This is a genomic window from Buttiauxella agrestis ATCC 33320, assembly GCF_000735355.1.
In the GTDB taxonomy this organism is placed as follows: Bacteria; Pseudomonadota; Gammaproteobacteria; order Enterobacterales; family Enterobacteriaceae; genus Buttiauxella; species Buttiauxella agrestis.
In genome coordinates, this window is the sequence record NZ_JMPI01000052.1 from 12,649 (window position 1) to 36,612 (window position 23,964).

General features: G+C 51.2%; 23 protein-coding genes. 4 read left to right on the plus strand and 19 right to left on the minus strand.

All coding sequences use genetic code 11. From position 1 onward, the window contains the following. Positions 1–302 precede the first annotated feature (302 nt). On the plus strand, positions 303–1,493 hold the full coding sequence (hmpA, locus tag GBAG_RS15225; protein ID WP_034497733.1) for an NO-inducible flavohemoprotein: 1,191 nt from the start codon (positions 303–305) through the stop codon (positions 1,491–1,493). A gap of 105 nt (positions 1,494–1,598) precedes the next feature. On the opposite strand, the gene glnB is transcribed toward hmpA, so the two are convergent. From glnB to purL, 5 genes are all read right to left on the minus strand, one after another. Beyond that, positions 1,599–1,937, minus strand: a complete 339-nt coding sequence (gene glnB / locus GBAG_RS15230) for a nitrogen regulatory protein P-II (RefSeq protein ID WP_002438074.1) — start codon at positions 1,935–1,937, stop codon at positions 1,599–1,601. Between the two features lie 50 nt (positions 1,938–1,987). After that, a complete protein-coding gene (glrR, locus tag GBAG_RS15235; protein ID WP_034497734.1) occupies positions 1,988–3,325 on the minus strand; it encodes a two-component system response regulator GlrR in 1,338 nt (445 codons plus the stop codon). Continuing rightward, positions 3,322–3,990, minus strand: a complete 669-nt coding sequence (gene qseG, locus GBAG_RS15240; RefSeq protein WP_051873731.1) for a two-component system QseEF-associated lipoprotein QseG — start codon at positions 3,988–3,990, stop codon at positions 3,322–3,324. The genes glrR and qseG overlap by 4 nt, the downstream gene beginning before the upstream one ends. Before the next feature lie 3 nt (positions 3,991–3,993). Further along, positions 3,994–5,430, minus strand: coding sequence for a sensor histidine kinase (locus GBAG_RS15245; protein ID WP_034497735.1), 1,437 nt, complete (start codon positions 5,428–5,430; stop codon positions 3,994–3,996). Between the two features lie 527 nt (positions 5,431–5,957). After that, positions 5,958–9,845, minus strand: a complete 3,888-nt coding sequence (gene purL, locus GBAG_RS15250) for a phosphoribosylformylglycinamidine synthase (protein ID WP_034497736.1) — start codon at positions 9,843–9,845, stop codon at positions 5,958–5,960. Between the two features lie 270 nt (positions 9,846–10,115). Between purL and mltF the strand changes: the two genes are divergently transcribed. Further along, on the plus strand, positions 10,116–11,672 hold the full coding sequence (gene mltF / locus GBAG_RS15255; RefSeq protein ID WP_034497771.1) for a membrane-bound lytic murein transglycosylase MltF: 1,557 nt from the start codon (positions 10,116–10,118) through the stop codon (positions 11,670–11,672). Here the strand turns inward: mltF and tadA are convergent. Together tadA and yfhb are read right to left on the minus strand one after the other, a co-directional pair. After that, positions 11,557–12,060, minus strand: coding sequence for a tRNA adenosine(34) deaminase TadA (gene tadA / locus GBAG_RS22260; protein WP_072011193.1), 504 nt, complete (start codon positions 12,058–12,060; stop codon positions 11,557–11,559). The genes mltF and tadA overlap by 116 nt on opposite strands. Before the next feature lie 78 nt (positions 12,061–12,138). Beyond that, positions 12,139–12,777, minus strand: a complete 639-nt coding sequence (gene yfhb / locus GBAG_RS15260; protein ID WP_034497737.1) for a phosphatidylglycerophosphatase C — start codon at positions 12,775–12,777, stop codon at positions 12,139–12,141. A 272-nt stretch (positions 12,778–13,049) separates the two neighbouring features. On the opposite strand from yfhb, the gene GBAG_RS15265 reads away from it, so the two are divergent. Together GBAG_RS15265 and GBAG_RS15270 are read left to right on the plus strand one after the other, a co-directional pair. Further along, positions 13,050–13,898, plus strand: a complete 849-nt coding sequence (locus tag GBAG_RS15265; protein WP_034497738.1) for a MurR/RpiR family transcriptional regulator — start codon at positions 13,050–13,052, stop codon at positions 13,896–13,898. Positions 13,899–13,953: 55 nt separating this feature from the next. Next, a complete protein-coding gene (locus GBAG_RS15270) occupies positions 13,954–14,214 on the plus strand; it encodes a YfhL family 4Fe-4S dicluster ferredoxin (RefSeq protein WP_034497739.1) in 261 nt (86 codons plus the stop codon). Here the strand turns inward: GBAG_RS15270 and acpS are convergent. The 12 genes from acpS to GBAG_RS23285 all read right to left on the minus strand — a co-directional run bounded on the left by acpS (position 14,211) and on the right by GBAG_RS23285 (position 23,661). Then, the gene (acpS, locus tag GBAG_RS15275; RefSeq protein ID WP_034497740.1) at positions 14,211–14,591 is read right to left on the minus strand and encodes a holo-ACP synthase; all 381 of its coding nucleotides are present in this window, start codon (positions 14,589–14,591) and stop codon (positions 14,211–14,213) included. The two genes, GBAG_RS15270 and acpS, sit on opposite strands and share 4 nt — an antisense overlap. Beyond that, positions 14,591–15,322: a pyridoxine 5'-phosphate synthase gene (pdxJ, locus tag GBAG_RS15280; protein ID WP_034497741.1), complete on the minus strand. Its 732-nt coding sequence runs from the start codon at positions 15,320–15,322 to the stop codon at positions 14,591–14,593. Before pdxJ ends, acpS begins: the two co-directional genes overlap by 1 nt. A 76-nt stretch (positions 15,323–15,398) precedes the next feature. Next, positions 15,399–16,136, minus strand: coding sequence for a DNA repair protein RecO (gene recO / locus GBAG_RS15285; protein ID WP_034497742.1), 738 nt, complete (start codon positions 16,134–16,136; stop codon positions 15,399–15,401). Positions 16,137–16,140: 4 nt separating this feature from the next. After that, entirely contained in the window at positions 16,141–17,049 is a 909-nt protein-coding gene (era, locus tag GBAG_RS15290) for a GTPase Era (protein WP_034497743.1), read from the minus strand. Further along, positions 17,049–17,729: a ribonuclease III gene (rnc, locus tag GBAG_RS15295; protein WP_034459305.1), complete on the minus strand. Its 681-nt coding sequence runs from the start codon at positions 17,727–17,729 to the stop codon at positions 17,049–17,051. The genes era and rnc overlap by 1 nt, the downstream gene beginning before the upstream one ends. A 171-nt stretch (positions 17,730–17,900) precedes the next feature. Continuing rightward, positions 17,901–18,875: a signal peptidase I gene (gene lepB, locus GBAG_RS15300; protein ID WP_034497744.1), complete on the minus strand. Its 975-nt coding sequence runs from the start codon at positions 18,873–18,875 to the stop codon at positions 17,901–17,903. A 14-nt stretch (positions 18,876–18,889) separates the two neighbouring features. Beyond that, on the minus strand, positions 18,890–20,689 hold the full coding sequence (gene lepA / locus GBAG_RS15305) for a translation elongation factor 4 (protein ID WP_034497745.1): 1,800 nt from the start codon (positions 20,687–20,689) through the stop codon (positions 18,890–18,892). Between the two features lie 206 nt (positions 20,690–20,895). Further along, complete coding sequence (gene rseC / locus GBAG_RS15310; protein WP_034497746.1) at positions 20,896–21,375, minus strand: SoxR-reducing system protein RseC; 480 nt, start codon at positions 21,373–21,375, stop codon at positions 20,896–20,898. Continuing rightward, a complete protein-coding gene (gene rseB, locus GBAG_RS15315; protein WP_034497747.1) occupies positions 21,372–22,328 on the minus strand; it encodes a sigma-E factor regulatory protein RseB in 957 nt (318 codons plus the stop codon). Before rseB ends, rseC begins: the two co-directional genes overlap by 4 nt. Further along, entirely contained in the window at positions 22,328–22,975 is a 648-nt protein-coding gene (rseA, locus tag GBAG_RS15320; RefSeq protein ID WP_034497748.1) for an anti-sigma-E factor RseA, read from the minus strand. The genes rseB and rseA overlap by 1 nt, the downstream gene beginning before the upstream one ends. Before the next feature lie 31 nt (positions 22,976–23,006). Continuing rightward, positions 23,007–23,582: an RNA polymerase sigma factor RpoE gene (gene rpoE / locus GBAG_RS15325; protein WP_034497749.1), complete on the minus strand. Its 576-nt coding sequence runs from the start codon at positions 23,580–23,582 to the stop codon at positions 23,007–23,009. Positions 23,583–23,604: 22 nt separating this feature from the next. After that, the gene (locus GBAG_RS23285; RefSeq protein WP_370511345.1) at positions 23,605–23,661 is read right to left on the minus strand and encodes a hypothetical protein; all 57 of its coding nucleotides are present in this window, start codon (positions 23,659–23,661) and stop codon (positions 23,605–23,607) included. Between the last annotated feature and the right edge of the window lie 303 nt (positions 23,662–23,964).

Below are 23,964 nucleotides of genomic sequence, written 5' to 3' on the forward strand. Positions count from 1 at the left end.
TTGGCCGCCTTAAATACAACGGGCAACAGTGTAAACCGAAACAGTGTTGCGTGATAGGTCTTGACATAGGTTTTTACGCAAACGATTGGCTTGGCGTCCTGCAAGGGTTTGAAGGCAAAAGTCATCGCTTATTTCAACGGATATTAATTCATCATCAACTTGCAGAAATTTCATGTTCTGTGAGCCGAATCGACTCAGTCAGTATCCATTTACAATGTAGTGCTTTTTTTTTGGCGAAGAGTTTTATAAGATGTATTTAAAATACATCATTAGATTTTAATGTCAGAAAATGGAGCTATACCATGCTTGATGCCCAAACCATCGCTGTTGTGAAATCCACCATTCCCCTGCTTGCCGCGACCGGCCCAAAACTTACCGCACATTTTTACGACCGTATGTTCAGCCATAATCCTGAGCTGAAGGAAATCTTTAATATGAGCAACCAGCGCAACGGCGATCAGCGTGAAGCGCTGTTCAATGCTATTTGCGCGTACGCGACCAATATTGAAAATCTGGCTGTGCTATTGCCTGCGGTAGAAAAAATTGCCCAGAAGCACACCAGCTTCCAGATCAAACCTGAGCAGTACGATATTGTCGGCGGCCATCTTTTGGCTACGCTGGATGAAATGTTCAGCCCGGGCCAGGAAGTGCTGGATGCCTGGGGCAAAGCGTATGGTGTGCTGGCGGGCGTGTTTATCAATCGTGAAGCGGAAATCTACCAGGACAATGCAGCGAAAAATGGCGGTTGGGAGGGCACTCGCGCGTTCCGTATTGTGGCAAAAGAGCCGCAAAGCACGCTGATTACCAGCTTTGAGTTTGAGCCTGTCGATGGCAAATCCGTTGCCGATTATCAGCCAGGCCAATACCTCGGTGTGTGGTTGAAACCAGAAGGTTTCCCGCATCAGGAAATTCGCCAGTATTCACTGACTCGTAAAGCCGATGGCAAAAGCTATCGCATCGCAGTGAAGCGTGAAGATTTGGGCCAGGTTTCAAGCTGGTTGCATAGCCACGCACAAGTCGGTGATGAAGTGCATCTGGCTGCGCCTGCCGGTGATTTCTTTATGGACGTGAACGCACAAACTCCGGTTACGCTGATTTCCGCAGGCGTTGGCCAGACGCCGATGTTGGCAATGTTGGATACACTGGCAAAAACTCAGCATGCAGCCCAAGTGAACTGGTTCCACGCGGCAGACCATAGCGACGTGCACGCATTTGCCGATGAAGTGACTCTGCTGGGTGCGCAATTGCCACGTTTTGAAAGCCACGTGTGGTATCGCGAACCGAGTGAAAACTGCCGCGCTCAGGCGAAGTTTGATAGCGAAGGTTTGATGGATTTAGTCGCGCTTGAGAGCAAAATCAGTGCGCCTGATATGCAGTTTTATCTGTGCGGTCCGGTGAGCTTTATGCGTTTTGCGGCGGAACAATTAGTGAAGTTGGGCATTGAGCAGAGCCGAATTCACTATGAGTGTTTTGGCCCGCATAAAGTGATGTAATTTTTCAGCCGAAAACATGCCCTCACCCTAGCCCTCTCCCACAGGAGAGGGGATTTTCTTTCCCCCTCGCCCCTTTGGGGAGAGGGCCGTGGTGAGGGGTAAAAATTAAATCGCGGCGTCGTCTTCTTCGCCAGTACGGATACGCACCACGCGAGCAACATCGAAGACAAAGATTTTACCATCGCCGATTTTGCCTGTTTGCGCGGTGCGGATGATGGTATCCACGCAGGTATCAACGATATCGTCGGTGACGACAATTTCAATTTTCACTTTCGGCAGGAAATCCACCATGTACTCAGCGCCACGGTACAGTTCGGTATGCCCTTTCTGACGACCAAAACCTTTAACTTCTGTGACCGTCATGCCAGTGATGCCAACTTCTGCCAGCGCTTCTCGAACGTCATCCAGCTTGAACGGTTTAATAATCGCATCAATTTTTTTCATAGTTTTCTCTGTCATCCCGCACTTCATCGATAGCCCAAACTTACCACAGACTACTCTTTAAAGTCATTGGCATCGAGCTCATGCCGTGAGAGTAATTTGTAGAATTCAGTACGGTTACGCCCCGCAACACGCGCCGCCTGAGTCACATTTCCTTTGGTCATTTGCAACAGTTTGCGCAGGTAATTCAGCTCAAACTGATTACGCGCCTCGACAAACGTCGGCAGCGCGGTGTTCTCACCTTCCAGCGCCTGATGCACCAGCGCATCGCTGATAACCGGAGCGGACGTCAACGCTACACATTGTTCAATCACGTTGACCAACTGGCGCACGTTGCCCGGCCAGCTTGCCGCCATCAGCCGCTTCATGGCATCGGTTGAGAAGCTGCGCACAAACGGCTTATGCCTGTCGGCGGACTGGCGTAACAAATGGTTTGCCAGCAACGGCACATCTTCTGCACGCTCTTGCAACGCAGGAATTTTCAGGCTCACCACGTTGAGGCGGTAAAATAAGTCTTCACGAAACTCGCCGCGCTCCATCGCTTTAGGTAAATCACGGTGAGTAGCCGAGAGAATACGCACGTCGATATCCAGGTCGCGGTTGCTGCCCAACGGGCGCACTTTACGCTCCTGCAAAACACGTAACAATTTGACCTGCAAAGGAATCGGCATGTCGCCAATTTCATCGAGGAATAACGTTCCGCCTTCTGCGGCCTGGAATAACCCTTCCCTGCTGCTGACCGCGCCAGTAAACGCACCGCGGGCATGACCAAAAAGCTCGGATTCCAGTAGCTGTTCCGGCAGCGCGCCGCAGTTAATGGCGATAAATGCTTTTTTGCTGCGTGGGCTGGCGTTATGAATGGCCTGCGCCAGAATCTCTTTGCCGGTGCCACTTTGCCCGTTAATCAACACACTGACGTCCGACTGCGCGACCATCCGCGCCTGCTCCAGCAAACGCAGCATAACGGGGCTTCGTGTGACGATGGTATCGCGCCACATGTCGTCCCCGGCGATGACCGAGTGCACCAGCGCATCGTCAATGGCTTTATAAAGCGCGTCTTTATCGACAGGCTTAGTCAGGAAGCTAAACACGCCCTGTTGCGTTGCCGCGACGGCGTCAGGTATCGAGCCGTGAGCGGTCAAAATGATCACCGGCATGCCCGGATACACTTTCTGGATTTCAGCGAACAGCGCCATACCGTCCATTTCGTCCATCCGCAAATCACTGATCACCAGGTCGATTTTTTCACGACCAAGCAGACGCAACCCTTCGGCACCGCTTTCGGCAGTCGAGACGGTGTAACCTTCGCTGGTCAGGCGCATACCGAGAAGTTTCAGCAAGCCCGGATCGTCATCGACCAGCAGTAATCTGGCGGGTTTACGTTGCGTCATGGTTTCGCCTCCTGCGCGGGTTTGGTGTTGTCCGGCAATTCTGTGCTGGCAGGTTTACGGCTGGAAAGCTGACGCTCGATGTCGGTTAAGTTTTCCAGTTTTCGGGTGGTCAAACTTAACTGGCTTCTGAGCCGTTGTTGCTGCTCGCGCAGCGTGTCCAGCTCGCTGTCTGAGGATTGCTGCAATTTACTGTAGCGCGTGCGTTCGTCTGAAAGCGCCAGCAAAGATGCCTGCCCATCACGCCATACCTGGAACAATGAACGCACCTGCGAAGGGACTTCAGCTGTCATCGCATCGAGTTTAACCATGTAACGGCGGCGCTCGGTGGGGGAGATTTTGGCATTCGCCAGCAAAATGCCTCGCTTGAAGGTATCGCGCCAGCTATCGGACGGCCAGCGACGTGCTTCCGCTCGCGCCTGTGCAGGCGCTAAACGTTCGGCGCAGTCCATCGCCCGCAGCCAGTACAGCGGGTTGCTCATGGAGTCGTGGCTCTGGTTTTGCCAGATATCTTCACAATCTGTCGATAGGTAATCCGCCAGCTGTTGTTCCGGCTCTTCTGCCACCGGCGGATGTTTTACGTCTTTGGGCGCTGCATTTTGCACACAACTCGCCAGCAATAAGGGCAGGAGCAATGCTGACAAAGGGCGAAAAATAGTCACTTTCATTTTTTATTTGTTCTCGGGAAAAACAGGCAACTCAATTCGGAAGCAGACATCTGCCGTTTCATCGTCAATCAGATGCAATTCGCCATGCATGCGACGGATACAATCCTGGGCAATACTCAGGCCCAGGCCACTCCCTTTAACCGCACCTTTGCGCTGGTGACTTCCCTGATAAAAAGGTTCAAAAATCATCTCTCGCTCCGCAGGCGGAATAGGATCACCCGTATTACCGACATCAATGTGAAGAGTTTTCCCCACCTGCGTGCTACGTAAATAAATGGTACCGGATTCAGACCCATAGTGCACCGCATTGGAATAGAGATTATCCAGTACGCTCATGAGCAACATGGGTTCGGCGAGGACAAGCTCCGGGCTAAATTCACATACGGTACGCATCATTTTAGCCCGTGCTGGCAAACTGTGAGCGGCAATAATCACATCCACTAACGGTGCCAATTCAACTTTCTCAAGTTCGACCGGAACGTCCGCCAGTTTGCGGTTGTAATCCAGCAGTTGTTCAATCAATTTTTGCAGGTGACGACTGCTGTTATCGAGGATTTCGACCACCTCTTTTTGGTCGTTGGTTAACGGCCCAACAACTTGGTCTGCCAGCAGTTCAGTGCCTTCGCGCATACTGGCGAGGGGAGTTTTTAACTCATGTGAGATATGGCGTAAAAACTCATGGCGCTGAGATTCAAGCCATGACAGACGTTCGCTTAACCAGACAATTCGCTGCCCCACCGAGCGCAATTCGCGCGGCCCTTTAAACAACACCGCGTTGCCCAATGAATGACCTTCGCCCAGTAAATTGATCATCCGTTCAATGCCTTTAACCGGGCCGATAATCATACGCGTGAAGATAATCACCAGCGCGACGCTTAACAAAAACAGCACCAGCGCCTGCCAGCCGAAGAACTGTCCGCGTTCGGCGATTTCTTGCTGGAGTTGCTGCCCACGAGAGAACACCACCGCGCGTGTCGCTTGCACCATTTCAGCATTAGCCGTGGCGAAGGTTTCAAGGTGTGCCGCGGCAGCGGAATCTGGCCCACTGTTTTTGCATTGAATTTCAGCGAGGTCGTTGAGCGACTGGTGCAATGTTTGATAAAGATGATTGTCCGGCAGGACGCCAGCGTGGGCTTCGAGCATTTGCGCGTAACGTTTACGCTGCCCCTCATAAACCTTAGCGAGAGTGGTATCGTCCAGCACACAGTACTGTCGATAGCTACGTTCCATTTCCAGCGCCACGTTGGTCATCGCTTCACTGCGACGCGCATCCACAAGCGTTGTGCGATTGGTGACGGCGGCCTGGTCGCTCAGCGCATTCAGGCTTTGCCAGGCTTGCCACGCCAGCACCAGCAAGGGAACCAGAACCAGCAAAAAGGCCATCATGACGAGCTGACGTAGGGAGCGAGGGAAAAAGTGCCACTGGTTCAATAGCTTCATCTCATTGTCTACCTGAATGATTCGATGCTAACGGGGATTGGCGGGAGTTGAAAGTTCAGAAACAACAAAGGCAGAGAATATTCTCTGCCTTTGTTCTGGAATCAGGCGGTGCCTTACTCAACGTTTCGCCCGGAGCATGATAAAGCAGTACAAGACTGACAATAATCAAAAGGTGGACGGCAGGCACCTGGAGTGCGTCATTCTAAGTTTTATGTAGCACAACCCTTGCGGGGGCTGACATAGGAGGGTGAATGAGCCACTGCGCAGTATTATGCATACTATGTGCCATGTTTGCTACAAATAATACATGCCAATGTTTCTATTATGTTTATTTGTTTAATCACTCACACTGCAAGCTGATTGTTTTTCAACCGTAACGTCGCTATTTAGCAACACTTAAATTTCATATTTTACATATCAATTAAAATCAATATGTTAAGTGTCGCAAATTAGAGACACACCAAGAGAGCCATTGTCGGGATAGGGTGACAAAAAAATCCCTGCCGAAGCAGGGATTCCACAACAACTTAACCGAGTTGCTTACGCGCATTACGGAAAATGCGCATCCATGGGCTATCTTCGCCCCACTCTTCCGGGTGCCAGGAGTTACTTACAGTACGGAACACACGCTCAGGGTGCGGCATCATAATGGTCACGCGCCCGCTTTCGTTGGTCACCGCAGTAATACCGTTCGGGGAACCGTTCGGGTTCGCCGGGTAGTTTTGCGTAACTTTGCCGAAGTTGTCGATAAAGCGTAGTGCCACCAGCCCTTTGCTTTCCAGCGCTGCCAGATGCGCCGCATCACGCACTTCAACGTGCCCTTCGCCGTGAGAAACCGCGATTGGCATGTGGGAGCCGACCATGCCTTGCAGCAGTAAAGACGGGCTGGAGGTGACTTCTACCAGACTGAAGCGCGCTTCAAAGCGGTCTGAATGGTTACGCACAAAGCGCGGCCACAGGTCGCTTCCAGGAATCAGTTCGCGCAGGTTCGACATCATCTGGCAACCGTTACACACGCCCAACGCCAGAGTTTGTGGACGATGGAAGAAGGTTTCGAACTCATCACGCACGCGAGAGTTAAACAGAATGGATTTCGCCCAACCTTCGCCAGCACCCAGTACGTCGCCGTAAGAGAAGCCGCCACACGCCACCAGCGCCTGGAAATCTTCCAGACCACGACGGCCTGCCAGTAAATCACTCATGTGCACGTCAATGGCATCAAAGCCCGCACGGTGGAAGGCGGCCGCCATTTCAACGTGGGAGTTAACACCCTGCTCGCGCAATACCGCCACTTTCGGACGCGCGCCTTTGACGATAAACGGTGCGGCGATATCTTCTTTAATATCGAAGCTCAGTTTAACGTTCAGGCCAGGATCGTTGTCATTGGCTTTCGCTTCATGTTCTTGATCGGCACATTCCGGGTTATCGCGCAGACGCTGCATCTGCCAGGTGGTTTCTGCCCACCACATGCGAAGCGTGGTGCGGCTTTCGCTAAATACCGTATGACCATCGGCGGTCAGTGTGAAACGGTCCCCCGCCACGGCTTTACCGAGGAAGTGAACGCATTCCGCAAGACCGTGGTCTGCCAACGTTTTCTCAACGGCGGCACGATCGGCTGCTTTCACCTGGATTACTGCACCTAACTCTTCATTAAAGAGTGCAGCCAGATGGTCTTTGCCAAGTGCGGCAATATCCGCTTCCACGCCACAGTGGCCGGCAAATGCCATCTCCGCCAGCGTGACCAACAGACCCCCATCAGAACGGTCGTGGTAAGCCAGCAGTTTTTGCTCGGCCACTAGCGCCTGAATGGCGTTGAAGAAGCCTTTGAGTTGTTCGGCACTGCGAACGTCAGCAGGTTTGTCGCCAAGCTGGCGGTAAACCTGAGAAAGCGCAGTAGCGCCCAGCTCGTTGTGGCCCGCGCCCAAATCAATCAGCAACAGGGCGTTATCTTCGGTTTTCAGCTGTGGCGTTACGGTGCGGCGTACATCTTCAACACGGGCAAATGCGGTGATCACCAGCGACAGCGGAGAGGTCATCTCGCGTTGCTCGTTGCCTTCCTGCCAGCGGGTTTTCATCGACATAGAGTCTTTGCCCACTGGAATTGTCAGGCCCAACGTTGGGCAAAGTTCTTCGCCCACGGCTTTCACCGCTTCGTACAGGCCGGAGTCCTCACCCGGATGACCGGCTGCGGACATCCAGTTTGCTGAGAGTTTAATACGGTTGAGTGCACCAATTTGCGTAGCCGCAATGTTGGTCAACGCTTCACCGACCGCCAGGCGACCTGATGCCGCGAAGTCCAGCAACGCAACCGGCGCACGTTCGCCCAGAGACATCGCTTCGCCGTAATAGCTATCCAGACTTGCGGTCGTGACCGCACAGTTAGCCACCGGGATCTGCCACGGGCCAACCATTTGATCACGCGCGACCATGCCGGTGACTGAGCGGTCGCCGATGGTCACGAGGAACGTTTTTTCCGCAACCGTTGGTAAATGCAGCACACGGTTGACCGCATCAGCAATCGTGATGTTACGGCAATCCAGCGCGTCACCTTTCGCTTTCAGCGTTTCAACGTTACGTTCCATTTTCGGCGTTTTGCCGAGCAACACATCCAGCGGCATATCAATTGGCTGGTTGTCGAAATGGCTATCGTTAAGCGTCAGATGTTTTTCTTCCGTCGCTTCACCAATCACGGCATATGGCGCTCGTTCACGGCGGCACAGTTCGTCAAACAGCGGCAACTGGTCTGGGGCAACGGCCAGAACATAACGTTCCTGGGATTCGTTACACCACACTTCCAGCGGGCTCATGCCCGGCTCATCGTTCAGGATATCGCGCAGTTCAAAACGACCACCACGGCCGCCGTCACTCACCAACTCAGGCATGGCGTTGGAAAGGCCACCCGCGCCTACATCGTGAATAAACAGGATTGGGTTGGCATCGCCCAGTTCCCAGCAGCGGTCGATGACTTCCTGGCAACGGCGTTCCATTTCTGGGTTATCACGCTGTACGGAAGCAAAATCCAGATCCGCATCAGACTGGCCTGAAGCCATAGAAGAAGCTGCACCGCCGCCCAGGCCAATGTTCATGGATGGGCCACCGAGGACGATAAGTTTCGCGCCCACGGTGATTTCGCCTTTCTGCACATGATCGGCGCGAATGTTGCCGATACCGCCCGCCAGCATGATTGGCTTGTGATAGCCGCGCAGTTCGACGCCGTTGTGGCTATTAACTTGCTCTTCGTAGGTACGGAAGTATCCCGTCAGCGCCGGACGACCAAATTCGTTGTTAAATGCCGCACCGCCCAGAGGGCCGTCGGTCATGATATCCAGCGCGGTCACAATGCGATCGGGCTTGCCGAAATCTTCTTCCCATGGCTGTTCAAAGCCCGGAATACGTAAGTTAGAAACCGAGAAACCCACCAGGCCCGCTTTCGGTTTTGCGCCACGGCCTGTTGCGCCTTCATCACGGATTTCGCCACCAGAACCGGTCGCCGCACCCGGCCAAGGGGAAATTGCGGTTGGGTGGTTGTGAGTTTCAACTTTCATCAGGATATGTGCGTCTTCCTGGTGATAGTCGTAACGTCCCGCTTCGTGGTCGGCAAAGAAGCGCCCTACCTGTGAGCCTTCCATGACTGCAGCGTTATCTTTATAAGCCGATAACACGTAGTCAGGCGTTTTCTCAAAGGTGTTTTTAATCATTTTGAACAGTGATTTAGGCTGTTCCACGCCGTCAATAATCCAGTCGGCGTTAAAAATCTTGTGGCGGCAATGTTCGGAGTTCGCCTGCGCGAACATATACAGCTCGATGTCATTCGGGTTGCGTCCCAGTTTGGTGAACGCATCCTGTAAGTAGTCGATTTCATCTTCTGCCAAAGCCAGTCCTAAACGGATGTTGGCTTCAACCAGCGCTTCGCGGCCTTGCGTTAGCAGGTCAACGCTTTGTACTGGGGCAGGCGTGTGATGAGAGAACAGTTGCTGTGCATCGTCCAGCGCACCAAACACGCTTTCCATCATGCGGTCGTGCAGCAACGCAGCAACTTCCTGGCGCTGTGCATCGGTCAATGTGCTGGCAGTGATGTAATACGCAACACCGCGTTCAAGGCGCTTAACTTTGGCGAGATCGCAGTTACGAGCAATGTCGGTGGCTTTGGAGGACCAGGGTGAGATGGTACCAGGACGTGGCGTAACCAGAATCAGGTTGCCAGTCGGGGCGTGGTCGGCAAGGGTTGGACCATATTTCAACAACCGTTGCAGGCGGGCATGCTCTTCAGCCGTTAGCGGCGCCTCGAGATCGGCAAAGTGAATATACTCGGCATAAATGTCGCTGACCGGAAGGTTGGCGTCATTAAAGCGGACCAGTAATTTGTTAATACGAAATGCCGATAAAGCGGGCGAACCACGCAGAATTTCCATCATCAAAGATCTCTCGTCTTCGAAACGCCAGGGGGACGCTTCAGTGGGCGCAAGGGGAAAACGGGCGCCATTATAGAGAATCCGCCGCCATGACGAAACCGTTTGCGTATAAATAAACGCATTAGTTTTCACTGATGGAAATTTATCCAGAAATGTTGAATATGTTGCACAGTGGCGTTTTGTTAAGCAAAATGCGCCACACCTTTTGGGAGCACCTCCACTTTTGAAGCCTGTTGTTAGCGAAAACTCTACGCCTCGTTGCAGATTAACTATTTGAAAAGATTTAAGATTAATTATCTGCTTATCGGTGCCGTAACCGTGTTGCTGGCAGTGGCGCTATGGCCCTCCATTCCCTGGTTCGGACAAGCCGAAAACCGTATCGCCGCCATTCAGGCGCGGGGGGTTTTGCGCGTCAGTACCATTCAATCACCTTTGACTTATGCCCAGTATCAGGGAAAAGAAATTGGCCTCGATTACGAGATGGCCGAACAATTTGCCCGTTACCTTGGCGTGAAACTGGAAGTGACCGTTCGTCCAAATATTCAAGAGCTGTTTGATGACATTGATAATGACAAAGCCGATGTGATTGCAGCAGGCCTGGTCTACAACACTCAACGCAGCCAGCATTACCAGGCGGGACCAGCCTACTATTCCGTTTCGCAGCAGATGGTTTATCGCATGGGTAGCCCGCGACCTAAAACATTGGCTGGCGTTAAAGAGAACCAGTTGGTGCTTTCGCCAGGCGTGACCTCGCTCAATGCATTGAAAAAGCTTAAAGAAGAGAAGTACCCAGATTTGAGCTGGCGTATCGACGAGAGGCACAGCAGCACTGAACTGTTGCAACAAGTTGTAGACGGGAAGATCACTTTTACGATTGCAGATTCCGTCGCGATAAGCACTTTCCAGCGCGTTCATCCGCAACTTGCCGTCGCTCTGGATGTGACTGACGAGCAGCCCGTGACATGGTTTAGCGCGCTGGATGGCGATGATAGCCTTTCTGCGGCCCTTCTCGATTTTTATAACAAATTGAACAGCGACGGGACTTTTGCTCGCCTGGAAGAGAAATATCTTGGCCACGTTGGGGATTTTGATTACGTCGATACCCGCACGTTCCTCAAAGCCGTGGATTCCGTGTTGCCTGAGCTTCAGCCATTATTCGAAAAATATGCCACTGAAATAGACTGGCGTTTACTGGCGGCAATTTCGTATCAGGAATCACACTGGGACAACCAGGCTACGTCGCCAACCGGCGTGCGCGGGTTGATGATGCTGACTAAAAACACGGCACAAAGTCTCGGTGTGACGGACCGACTGGATCCAGAGCAAAGCATTGCAGGTGGAAGCCAGTATCTGAAAGATATGATGGCGAAAGTGCCTGAGAGCGTGCCGGAAGAAGAGCGAATTTGGTTTGCACTGACAGCGTACAACATGGGGTATGCCCACATGCTGGATGCTCGCCAGCTCACAGCGAAGCAAAAAGGTAATCCGGATAGCTGGGCGGATGTTAAAACTCGTCTGCCTCTATTGAGCCAGAAACAGTATTACAGCAAAACCACTTATGGTTATGCCCGCGGCCATGAGGCGTATGCGTACGTCGAAAATATCCGTAAGTACCACATAAGCCTGGCAGGGTATTTACTTGAAAAAGAGAGACTGGAAGCGCAGGAAGAAAAATACGCGCAAGCGTATCCTGTCGTCGCGCCTGGAGAGCTGGCTACTCCGCGCTTCGGGCCTTTTCCTTTAGGGCCTTTTTCTCAAGACGACGCGCTCGAAAGAAATCGCTCAGCATTGCCGAACACTCTTCTGCCAGCACGCCCTCAGTCACAGTAACCTGGTGGTTCATGCCAGGGTGTCTGAGCACATCCATTAAAGACCCAATCGCACCCGTTTTGGCATCACGCGCACCAAATACCAGGTTGCCTATACGCCCGTGAACCATGGCTCCAGCACACATGACGCATGGCTCGAGGGTGACATAAAGTGTGGTGTCCAGCAGGCGGTAGTTTTGCAAAACAACCCCACCCTGGCGGAGCGCCATGATTTCAGCATGAGCCGTGGGATCATGTCGACCAATCGGGCGATTCCAGCCTTCGCCAATCACCTGGTTGTTATGAACCAGCACCGCCCCAACCGGAACTTCACCTTCATCCCATGCACGACGAGCGAGTACTAACGCGTGACGCATCCAGTATTCATGGGTTAATTCACTTTCTGACACGGGATTCTCCGGGCACGGCTATATTCGGGCGCGCATTATACACACTCGACGCACCTATAACTTGAAGTATGAAGGATATTATTCCAACTGCTGCAACTGCCCAAGCGGTGTGACGCGCCAGCGGTGCTGGCAAAAATAGAGCAGCGGGTTATCCTGGTTGCTGTCGCTGTAACCACTATAAAGCTGTAGCGGCGTGCCAATTTTTTGTTCCAGTTGCGCCACTTTCTCATGCCCAAGGCAGCGTAATGTGAGCACCCACCCTCCATGCGAGCGTTCAATCTGGCTGGCAATTAGCTTAACTTTCGGTAGCCACGGCGTGTCGAAATAAACTTGCTGAACAAGCGGTTGCGGTGAACCCGTGATTAACCAGACATCAGCATCTGAACTGGTCAGGTAATCCGTCAGACGCTGCTGGACTATCGGGAAGGCAGTGACACGCCCACGGAACCAGGCAACGAAGTTCGTTTCCAGCTGTTTGAGGCGTGTTTCGCTATGACCAAAGGTTGCTCCCCACAATAACAGGCTCATCGGCCAACGAGCGGCGCGTCCTTTAATCAGCAGTGCCCCCCCTATCACCGGCAAAAGCGGAATGACAAGTAACAGATTGAGGGGCAGATGGCGCAACAGATAGCGCAAGAAGCTGCCGAACATATCCTGCTGATGCAGCGTGCCATCTAAATCGAAAAATACTACCCGACGCTCACTCTGAGTTGCCAAACGTTACTCCTCTGGATCGTTATCACGTAAATATCAAACTAGCGATTACCGCTATCAGAAAGCCTAACAGATAGACCATCACTTTTCCGGTAACGGACAGCAAAGATTGCGAGTATTGGCTTTCGCGAACCTGTGAGCCGGACTTTTCCGCCACCTTTGAATAATTAATTCCTTCAAGTTTCATAATAATGGAATATACAATTAATTCAGGCGAGTGAATTTACGTTATTATTGGGCCGCTCAGGTATTTTACCCGGCACACTGGAGAGGAAATGAACTGTTTACTGCGAATCCGAAGCCGCTACTCAACACTGGCACAGAGTGACCGTAAACTGGCCGACTTTCTGCTGGAAAAACCCGATCATGCCCGTCATTTAAGCTCGCAACAGCTTGCGGCTGAAGCCGGTGTAAGCCAATCAAGTGTGGTTAAGTTCTCACAAAAACTGGGCTTTAAGGGCTTCCCTGCCCTCAAACTCGCCATCAGCGAAGCGTTGGCAAGCGGCCAGGATCCACAATCTGTACCGGTTCATAATTTGATTCTTGGTGATGATCCGCTGCGTCTGGTCGGTGAAAAGCTGATTAAAGACAATATGGCGGCGATGCATGCCACGCTTGATATCAATAGCGAAGAAAAGCTGCTTGCCAGTGTGAATATGTTGCGTAATGCGCGGCGTGTCTTGTTGGTAGGGATAGGCGCATCCGGTCTGGTCGCCAAGAATTTTGCCTGGAAGCTGATGAAAATTGGCATTAATGCGGTCGCAGAACAAGATATGCACGCGCTGCTGGCGACCGCCCAAGCTTCAAGCACCGACGATGTATTACTGGCTATTTCCTATTCTGGTGAACGGCGTGAGATAAATCTCGCCGCGGATGAAACTCTGCGAGCAGGTGCAAAAATCCTCGCCATTACCGGCTTCACGCCAAATGCGTTGCAGCAACGAGCGTCTCTTTGCTTGTATACCATCGCTGAAGAACAGGCGACGCGTAGCGCGGCAATCTCCTCCACCAGCGCACAGATGATGCTAACCGATTTGCTGTTTATGGCGCTGGTTCAACGGGATCTGGAACACGCACCAGAACGCATTCGTCATAGTGAAGCGCTGGTAAAAAAACTGGTTTGATCGAGGATTGGGCGTATAATGCCCGCCCTGTTTCTGTTGTTATCGAGATTTTCCCATGGCGCTACTTATCACTAAAAAATGTATCAACTGCGATATGTGCGAACCGGAGTGCCCGAACGAGGCCATTTCCATGGGGGATAGCATTTATGAGATCAACACCGATCGCTGCACTGAGTGTGTTGGTCATTACGAAACACCGACTTGCCAGAAAGTGTGCCCGATCCCGAATACCATCATCAGCGATCCCGCGCATATCGAGAATGAAGAGCAGCTTTGGGACAAGTTTGTTCAGTTGCATCACGCCGACAAACTCTAGTTTTCTATGATCACCGTCGCACAGGCGTAATGTCGTTCGTCGGCAAGGGTAACGTGCACTGAGCGCACACCCATTCTTTCTGCCAGGCGTTCTGCCTCTTCCCAAAACCGTAGTTGCGGCTTGCCTAACGGGTCGTTAAACACTTCAAATTGATTAAACGCCAGGCCGTTGCGAATACCGGTGCCAAACGCTTTTGCCGCCGCTTCTTTCACTGCAAAACGTTTTGCCAAAAAGCGCACCGGTTGTTGGTGCGCCTGGTATTGCAGCCATTCGTTGGCACTGAGCACACGCTTCGCCAGACGGTCGCCCGAGCGTGAAATAACGCCTTCAATGCGCGCTATCTCAACAATGTCTGTGCCGAGGCCAAGAATCGCCATTAGCTACGCGCTTCCTGCATCAGGCGTTTCATTTCTGCCACCGCTTCTTTCAAACCACTCATTACTGCACGGCCAATAATCGCATGGCCGATATTCAGCTCGTGCATTTCTGGCAGGCGAGCAATAGCTTTTACATTGTGGTAAGTCAGACCGTGTCCGGCATTCACTTTCAGCCCTTTTCCAGCTGCATAAGTTGCTGCTTCTGCAATACGAGCCAGTTCTTTGGCCTGGGTCACTTCGTCTTGCGCATCCGCATAGCAGCCGGTATGAATTTCGATATAGGGCGCGCCAACGGCCACAGCAGCATCAATTTGCGCGTGGTCAGCATCAATAAACAGAGAAACCAGAATTCCAGCATCCGCGAGGCGTTTGCAGGCGTCGCGCATTTTATCCAGTTGACCGGCGACATCCAGCCCGCCTTCGGTGGTGACTTCCTGGCGTTTTTCCGGCACCAGGCAGCAGAAATGAGGTTTAGTTTCGCAGGCAATACCAATCATCTCCTCGGTAACTGCCATTTCGAGGTTCATACGCGTGTCGAGGGTCTGTCGCAGAATGCGGACATCGCGATCGGTGATATGACGGCGATCTTCACGCAGGTGAACAGTAATACCGTCTGCGCCTGCTTGCTCGCAAATGAATGCGGCCTGGACAGGATCAGGATATGCCGTGCCACGCGCGTTACGCAAAGTTGCGATGTGATCGATGTTGACGCCTAACAGTAATTCAGACATGCCTTTCCTCGGGGTCAGAACGGTTTGAGTTCCGGCAGTTTACACCTGAGAAGGAAAGCATGGCTACGCCCAGGCATTATTGCGGGTCTTGAGGTGATTTGAGTGGTGGTTTTTTGGGCACAAACTGGCGGAACAATTCGCGGCTTTTGAGGGGTTTTCCTCCCAGATAGGGTTTTAACGCTATGCGAGTAAAACGTTTGGCAGCGCGCAAACTGGCTAAATCTGGAAACTCGCGGTTAGCAAGCGCCTTTAATTCGTGGCCAGTGAAGGTGCGGTTATCCACCACAAGGCTTGCGATAAAGCCTTTCTCTTCACGATAGCGATAAGTCATGGTATCGCTGACTTCTTCGCCGCTACCGGCACAATGCAGGAAATCTACGCCGTAACCCAGATGTCCGAGCAGCGCCAACTCAAAACGACGCAATGCCGGTTCAGGAGAACCGCTGGTTCCGGCTAAAGCCTGAATACAATGGAGGTAATCGAAGAATAATTCAGAGAAACGGGTTTCATCTTCAAGCACGCGTGAAACCAGTTCATTCACGTACAGGCCGCTGTAAAGCGTAATACCGCTCAGAGGAAGTGCCAGCGAGACAGCTTCGGCGCTACGCAGTGTTTTAACTTCACCACGTCCACCCCAGCGAACCAGCAAGGGAGTAAAGGGTTGGAGTGTCCCTTTGAGGTTTGAACGGCGAGAACGAGCGCCTTTCGCAATTAAACGAACACGCCCTGACTCTTCTGAAAAGAGGTCAAGCAGAAGGCTGGTTTCGCTCCAGGGGCGACTATGCAGGACAAAAGCCCGTTGCCAGCCTTCCATATTATTACTTCAGATCGTCGGTATAACCCAGACTACGCAGTGCGCGTTCGTCATCTGCCCAACCGGATTTCACTTTCACCCACAGCTCAAGGTGAATTTTGGCTTCAAACATCTCTTCCATGTCTTTACGCGCTTCGATACCGATGGTTTTGATTTTGGCGCCTTTGTTGCCAATAACCATTTTCTTCTGGCCTTCACGTTCAACCAGAATCAAACCATTAATGTCGTACCCGCCGCGGGCATTCGAGACAAACTGTTCAATTTCAACGGTAACGGAATATGGCAATTCCGCGCCAAGGAAACGCATCAGTTTTTCACGGATGATTTCAGAGGCCATGAAACGCTGTGAACGGTCTGTAACGTACTCTTCCGGGAAGTGATGAGTCGCTTCTGGCAGACGTTTGCGAACGATGCTCGCAATCGTATCTACGTTCATGCCGTTTTCCGCAGAAATAGGCACGATGTCGAGGAAGTTCATCTGGCTACCGAGGAATTGCAGATGCGGCAACAGAATGCCTTTATCCTGCACGTTATCGACTTTGTTCACTGCCAGAATCACCGGCGCTCGCGCGTCACGCAGTTTGTTAAGCACCATTTCATCGTCTGCGGTCCACTTGGTCCCTTCAACGACGAAAATAACCAGCTCAACATCACCGATGGAGCTGCTCGCAGCTTTGTTCATCAGGCGGTTGATAGCGCGCTTTTCTTCCATATGCAGCCCTGGGGTATCGACGTAAATCGCCTGATACGGGCCTTCGGTATGGATACCCATAATGCGGTGACGAGTGGTCTGCGCTTTACGGGAAGTGATAGAAATTTTTTGCCCAAGCAACTGGTTTAGCAGCGTGGATTTGCCGACATTAGGGCGACCAACGATGGCCACGAATCCGCAAAAGGTTTGTTCTTCGCTCATTATTCCAGCTCCAGCTTGATAAGCGCCTGCTCAGCTGCAGCCTGTTCCGCCTTACGGCGGCTTGAACCGGTGCCAATCACCGGCTCAGGCAGGCCACTCACCTGACAGTGAATGGTAAATTCCTGATCGTGCGCTTCACCACGAACCTGCACTACCAAATAAGATGGCAGTGGCAAGTGGCGACCCTGCAAATACTCTTGCAGACGCGTCTTAGGGTCTTTTTGCTTATCGCCTGGGCTAATTTCATCCAGACGAGATTGATACCAGGAAAGAATTAAACGCTCAACATTCTGGATGTCGCTGTCGAGGAAAACGCCACCAATTAAGGCTTCTACGGTATCGGCCAGAATGGATTCGCGGCGGAATCCACCACTTTTTAATTCACCCGGCCCAAGACGCAGACATTCACCTAACTCAAATTCACGGGCAATTTCTGCCAGCGTATTGCCACGCACCAGCGTCGCACGCATACGGCTCATATCACCTTCGTCTACGCGTGGAAAACGATGGTAAAGCGCGTTTGCAATAACATAGCTAAGAATGGAGTCACCCAGAAATTCCAGACGCTCATTGTGTTTGCTGCTGGCACTGCGATGCGTTAATGCCTGCTGCAACAGATCCTGATGTACAAAAGTGTAGCCCAGCTTACGCTGCAGCCTATTAATTACGATGGGGTTCATGCGATACCAATTAATGAATGCGTCAATTATTCAGCACACGGAACAGACCTGAAAAAGAGAACCAACGCTGTTTCGTTTGCCGTGGCTCCTCAGAGAGGAGCCAACCTTAATACGGGGGGATATTCTATAGATAACGACGTGGAAAGTCGTTATCTGAATGGATTTAATTGATCAATGAATTCCGCCAATACGACTTAAACGAACACCCGTTGGCCATTCACCTTCTTGTTTCTCGAAACTCATCCAGATTGCGGTAGCTTTACCGACCAGATTTGCCTCAGGAACAAAGCCCCAATAACGGCTATCAGCGCTGTTATCGCGGTTATCACCCATCATGAAATAATGGCCCGGTGGAACAATCCAGGTCGCCAGTTGTTGGCCCGGTTGCTGGTAGTACATACCCAGCTGATCCTGCGCAATTGGCACGGTCAGAATATTGTGAGTCACATCGCCCAAAGTTTCTTTGCGCTCGGAAAGACGGATACCATTTTCTTTGGTTTGGTTCTGTGGCAACTGGAAGAAACCAGAGTTTGCTTCACTGCCGTTACGACGTGCAAATGTCTGCACAAAATCGCTGGGTTCTACATTGCTGTAAGTGATTGGCAATGCGTTGTCACAGGCCTGGCCTGAACTGCAATTTGGCTGAACAGTGACTTCTTTTGCCACAGGATCGTAACTCACACGATCGCCCGGTAAACCGACTGCACGCTTGATGTAATCAAGACGCGGATCTTGTGGATATTTGAACACCACAATATCGCCGCGTTTTGGATGGCCGGTTTCAATGAGCGTATTCTGGTAAATAGGATCTTTTATGCCGTAGGCAAATTTCTCTACCAGAATAAAATCGCCGATTAAAAGCGTTGGCATCATGGAGCCGGAAGGTATCTGAAAGGGTTCATAAATAAATGAACGCACAATCAGAACTATCGCGAGCACCGGGAATACGGATGCCCCCGTTTCTAACCAACCTGGTTTCGGTCCGACTTTTTTGAGCGTTTTGCTATCAAGCACATCACCCGTGGCAGCTTGAGCTGCCGCCTGTTTTTCCCGACGTTTTGGCGCAAAAATAAATTTATCAATGCACCATAAAATACCCGTCACCAGCGTCGCTATCACGAGGATTAGCGCAAACATATTCGCCATGCCAACTCCTTAATTTATTTGCTGTCTTTGCCGACATGCAGAATGGCGAGGAACGCTTCCTGAGGCAGTTCGACGTTACCGACTTGCTTCATACGCTTCTTACCGTCCTTCTGTTTCTGCAACAGCTTTTTCTTACGGCTTACGTCACCGCCGTAGCATTTTGCCAGAACGTTTTTACGCAATTGTTTAACGGTAGAACGCGCAATAATGTGTGCGCCGATAGCCGCCTGAATCGCAATATCAAATTGCTGACGCGGGATCAGCTCTTGCATCTTCTCAACCAGTTGGCGACCACGGAACTGTGAATTGCCACGGTGAGTAATCAATGCGAGGGCATCAACACGATCGCCGTTGATCAGAACATCAACACGCACCATGTCAGAAGCCTGGAAGCGTTTGAAGTTATAGTCCAGAGACGCATAACCACGAGATGTCGATTTCAGACGATCGAAGAAGTCGAGGACCACTTCAGCCATCGGAATTTCATAGGTCAGCGCAACCTGATTACCGTGGTAAACCATGTTGGTTTGCACACCACGTTTTTCGATACACAGAGTGATTACGCTTCCCAGGTATTCCTGAGGCATCAGCATATGACATTCTGCAATCGGCTCACGTAGTTCAGCGATGTTATTCAGTGCTGGCAGCTTAGATGGGCTATCAACATAGATCGTTTCGCCAGTGGTGGTTTCGACTTCGTAAACTACAGTTGGCGCGGTGGTAATCAGGTCGAGATCGTATTCACGTTCCAGACGTTCCTGAATGATTTCCATGTGCAACAGGCCAAGGAAGCCGCAGCGGAAGCCGAAGCCCAGCGCCGTTGAGCTTTCTGGCTCGAAGAATAAGGAAGCGTCGTTCAGGCTCAACTTGCCGAGCGCATCACGGAAGTTTTCGTAATCGTCTGAGCTAACCGGGAACAGACCTGCATAAACCTGCGGCTTCACTTTTTTGAAGCCTGGCAGCGCTTTATCTGCCGGGTTACGTGCAAGAGTCAAAGTATCACCAACCGGTGCGCCGAGAATGTCTTTAATCGCGCACACCAACCAGCCTACTTCACCACAGCCCAGAACATCACGATCAACACGTTTCGGCGTGAAAATGCCCAGACGGTCAGCGTTATACACCTGGCCGGTGCTCATAACTTTAATTTTGTCGCCCTTTCTCATGGTGCCGTTTTTGATACGCACCAGGGAGACAACACCAAGGTAGTTATCGAACCAGGAGTCAATGATCAGCGCCTGCAATGGTGCTTCTGGATCACCTTCAGGGCCTGGGATGTCGCGCACCAGACGTTCAAGAACATCCGTTACACCAAAACCAGTTTTAGCTGAACAACGAACAGCATCAGTGGCATCGATACCTACGATATCTTCAATTTCTTGCGCAGCACGTTCAGGGTCAGCTGCTGGCAGGTCAATTTTGTTCAGAACAGGAACAACTTCCAGATCCATTTCCATGGCGGTATAGCAGTTTGCCAGGGTCTGAGCTTCTACACCCTGCCCGGCATCCACCACCAGCAACGCACCTTCGCATGCCGCAAGCGAGCGGGAAACTTCATAAGAGAAGTCAACGTGACCAGGGGTGTCGATGAAATTCAGGTGATAAGTTTCACCATCACTTGCTTTGTAATCCAGAGTAACGCTTTGCGCTTTGATGGTAATCCCGCGCTCACGTTCAAGATCCATGGAGTCAAGAACCTGGGCTTCCATTTCGCGATCGGACAAGCCGCCGCAAATTTGGATAATACGGTCAGACAGCGTCGATTTGCCGTGGTCGATGTGGGCAATAATAGAAAAGTTACGTATATTCTTCATAGTTAGAGGTTTTTATGCCTTACAAATCCGGGAAAGCTCGGCGCTACGCGCTGTACAGAGCATGATGTCAATGGCTGTCTTTTGCCTGAAACGCCGCATTCTACACTACAACCAGAAAGCGAGGAAACAGGTCATCATGCAAGCTTAGTTGAGCGATGAAAAGCCGATGGAGTGAGTGTCAAAACAGATGGTGGGCAGCAGGTGCTTCACGAGTTATCTGCAGGCGTCATGGTTTCGACTCTGAGCGCATCTGGCGGCAGAGCAACGCTGAGAATAACCGGCTGCCAGTTTTCACGGCGACTGAGTTTCACAGAGAACCCGCGTGCGATAAGAAAACCGCCTACGCCTCCCAGTAATGCACCACAAATCGCGGCAAGGTTTGTATCAAACATCGCCTGAAAAAGAGCAGATACGATAAACAAACCGACCAGTGGAGACATGTAAACCAGTAATGCAGAGCCTATCAGGCTGCCTTCAGCGATGCCCAATTCGACTTTTTGACCGGCTACCAGCGGAGTATCGCAGGCAACCGATAAGGTGTGACTCGTTTGTGGGCCGAGCTTATTAAGGATACGACTACCGCAGCCAGCGCGTGAAGCACAGCTGCTGCAAGATGCTTTCACATCGCAGCTTAATAATGCTTCACCTTGTTTCCAGGAGACAACGGTTGCCCACTCTTTGATCATTGCCCATTCCTGAATTTGATGCTGTCCGCAATACGTTTTGCCGTTTGCGGCGGTAGTTCACCCACGATGGTGATTTCAGTTTTATCACGAATCTCAGAACTTACGGTGCGACGCCCCGTGCGTAGAATCTGATCGGTGCTATTACTGGCCGCCCGGCTAATATTGACCGAGAAGCTAAACAGACCATCTGAATAAAGACGTGATTCGATAGGGACATCAACCGTTGGTAATGGCCGACGACTGCTGGAAACTTCACTAAATCCTTGCGGCAGCCAGGTGGGCGCCCAGGTAAAGTTAATTTTTTCAGCACCAGGGACTGACAATAATGGCGGTAAATTCGCCTTTGCCAGACTTTGCATCATGCCGTTCGCTTCTTTGCTGACGTTAAAGGAGATCACGCGGAATTGTTCCAGCGTTTCGCCATCACGGTCCAGCAAATCAACACGCAGGGGTAATTTGGTTTCTGAATCCATCCACACCATATAGCTGTAACGCGTACCGTCTCTGGCCACCACACGGATAACTTCGCAAAGCCTGTCGGCAATGCGAGTGCGCCCGACAGAGATGAAGTCGTAATATGGCGTTAAGCGTTTGAAATCGGTGTAAACGATTGATGGAAGCGAATCAACGATGTAATCCCCGGTGAGCGTAAATGGCTCAAGCCCAGGTTCAAAATAGCTGATTTCGCTGCCACGCTGGACGACTTCTCGGCGCGGGCCGTCCATCTGAAGCAATTGAGCAAGCGGACGATTATCAAGCCTTGCATGGCGATACCGTAAGGATTCTATGCCTTGCTTATTAATGCTGATAAATGCCAACTCATAATTGAGTGACTGACTCGCCTGGTTCATTTGCTGCAACAATGCCCCGGACGAAACAGTGTCCGCCGAGGCATTTGAGCTGAACAACAGGCTGCTTGTCATAAGAGACAGGGCATACCAAAGTTGCTTCATTACTGCGATTGAGTTCCTAAAGTTTGGTTTCCTGGCACTTGTACCGCAGCTTGCTGGGTTTGTGCCTGTTCAAACTGGAGTTGCTCGGCGTGTAAACGACGCTGCAATTCGTAATCTTGCAACATGGCATTGATACGTCGACGCTGTTCCTGTACCTGCTGCTGACCCGTACTGGCTGTGCTGTCAGACGGCACACCTAAACTTACCGGACTCGCTTTACCCATCATAGGCAAAGTGTTGAACACTGGAGCCTCGGGTTGAGCAGGGTTGTCAGACTGGCCATTATAGTGCTGCACACCAACGATTACTGCAAGTGATACACATGCAGCAACACCCATTTGGGTAAGTTGGCTAGCCCACGGACGCACCTTGTTCCAGAATGACATTTTCTGCCATTGTTCTGGTTTTGGTTGCTGTTCAGTAATGAGTGGCGTGACATGACGCACTGGCTCATTTTCAATTGCAGCCATGACATTAGCTGCAATATCAAAATGAAGTAATTCACTGGTATCGCCGCGCATTGTGTCGCGGATTAGGTGGTAGCTCTCCCAGCTTTGCTGCATTGATTTGTCTTTCGACAAAATACTTAGCAGCTCGCTATCCAGAGTTTCCCCATCCATTAAAGCGGAAAGCTGTTCTTTCTGCATGCCTAATTACCCTTCCAGTAACCCGCTATCGTCAACGCCTGATAAGCGGTTGAACTTTATTATCAATAGCTTCCCGCGCACGGAAAATACGAGAACGTACAGTCCCTACCGGACAATCCATGATGGCGGCTATTTCTTCATAGCTCAAACCATCCAACTCCCGCAACGTAATTGCCATACGTAAATCTTCCGGAAGTGACTCAATAGTACGGAAAACTATTTGTCTCAGTTCTTCAGACAACATTAAGTTCTCAGGGTTCGAAATTTCTTTCAATGCGCTGCCACTTTCGTAGTTTTCCGCATCAATTGCGTCCACATCACTTGATGGAGGACGACGACCCTGAGCAACCAGATAATTTTTCGCCGTGTTGACCGCTATACGATACAACCATGTGTAAAACGCGCTATCGCCACGGAATGAATCCAGTGCGCGATAAGCTTTAATGAAAGATTCCTGCACTACATCAGGGACATCCCCTGATGGTACATAGCGGGAAACCAGGCTCGCCACTTTATGCTGATAACGAATTACCAGTAAATTGAATGACTTCTGATCTCCCTTCTGGACCCGTTCGACGAGGACCTGATCCGTTAACTGCTCGCTCATCCGAGGTAATGTCTCCCCAAACCTATTTCCACGCGTAATTGAAAAGCCACCCGAACTCTGCATACATGAGCAAGTTCACGGTTGGAACGCTCGATTTGAGCAAAGTTCCGTTACGCCTTTGTTTTCCTGATCTGTTCCACAAATTATCTCTTCTTGATTATAAGTTTCGTGGCACAAACGGTGACACCTTTTTTATCGTAAAAGGCGATCGCTAAATTGCATGCAGAGTATCGCATGAATCATGATTTTTCATCAGAAAATCTGCCGCTCACGGTGGCCTGACTGCAAATATGGCTTATTCCGCACATAATTCAGATGAAACTGACTTCTGCACGTCGTCCTGTTTAGTTGATATAACACTGCTTTAAAAAAAGCGTGTTGT

Coding starts and splice junctions, on each gene's coding strand:
- hmpA (WP_034497733.1), top strand. CDS start 303: ATGCTTGATGCCCAAACCATCGCTGTTGTGAAATCCACCATTCCCCTG.
- glnB (WP_002438074.1), bottom strand. CDS start 1,937: ATGAAAAAAATTGATGCGATTATTAAACCGTTCAAGCTGGATGACGTT.
- glrR (WP_034497734.1), bottom strand. CDS start 3,325: ATGACGCAACGTAAACCCGCCAGATTACTGCTGGTCGATGACGATCCG.
- qseG (WP_051873731.1), bottom strand. CDS start 3,990: ATGAAAGTGACTATTTTTCGCCCTTTGTCAGCATTGCTCCTGCCCTTA.
- GBAG_RS15245 (WP_034497735.1), bottom strand. CDS start 5,430: ATGAAGCTATTGAACCAGTGGCACTTTTTCCCTCGCTCCCTACGTCAG.
- purL (WP_034497736.1), bottom strand. CDS start 9,845: ATGATGGAAATTCTGCGTGGTTCGCCCGCTTTATCGGCATTTCGTATT.
- GBAG_RS15265 (WP_034497738.1), top strand. CDS start 13,050: ATGAACTGTTTACTGCGAATCCGAAGCCGCTACTCAACACTGGCACAG.
- GBAG_RS15270 (WP_034497739.1), top strand. CDS start 13,954: ATGGCGCTACTTATCACTAAAAAATGTATCAACTGCGATATGTGCGAA.
- acpS (WP_034497740.1), bottom strand. CDS start 14,591: ATGGCGATTCTTGGCCTCGGCACAGACATTGTTGAGATAGCGCGCATT.
- pdxJ (WP_034497741.1), bottom strand. CDS start 15,322: ATGTCTGAATTACTGTTAGGCGTCAACATCGATCACATCGCAACTTTG.
- recO (WP_034497742.1), bottom strand. CDS start 16,136: ATGGAAGGCTGGCAACGGGCTTTTGTCCTGCATAGTCGCCCCTGGAGC.
- era (WP_034497743.1), bottom strand. CDS start 17,049: ATGAGCGAAGAACAAACCTTTTGCGGATTCGTGGCCATCGTTGGTCGC.
- rnc (WP_034459305.1), bottom strand. CDS start 17,729: ATGAACCCCATCGTAATTAATAGGCTGCAGCGTAAGCTGGGCTACACT.
- lepB (WP_034497744.1), bottom strand. CDS start 18,875: ATGGCGAATATGTTTGCGCTAATCCTCGTGATAGCGACGCTGGTGACG.
- lepA (WP_034497745.1), bottom strand. CDS start 20,689: ATGAAGAATATACGTAACTTTTCTATTATTGCCCACATCGACCACGGC.
- rseC (WP_034497746.1), bottom strand. CDS start 21,375: ATGATCAAAGAGTGGGCAACCGTTGTCTCCTGGAAACAAGGTGAAGCA.
- rseB (WP_034497747.1), bottom strand. CDS start 22,328: ATGAAGCAACTTTGGTATGCCCTGTCTCTTATGACAAGCAGCCTGTTG.
- rseA (WP_034497748.1), bottom strand. CDS start 22,975: ATGCAGAAAGAACAGCTTTCCGCTTTAATGGATGGGGAAACTCTGGAT.
- rpoE (WP_034497749.1), bottom strand. CDS start 23,582: ATGAGCGAGCAGTTAACGGATCAGGTCCTCGTCGAACGGGTCCAGAAG.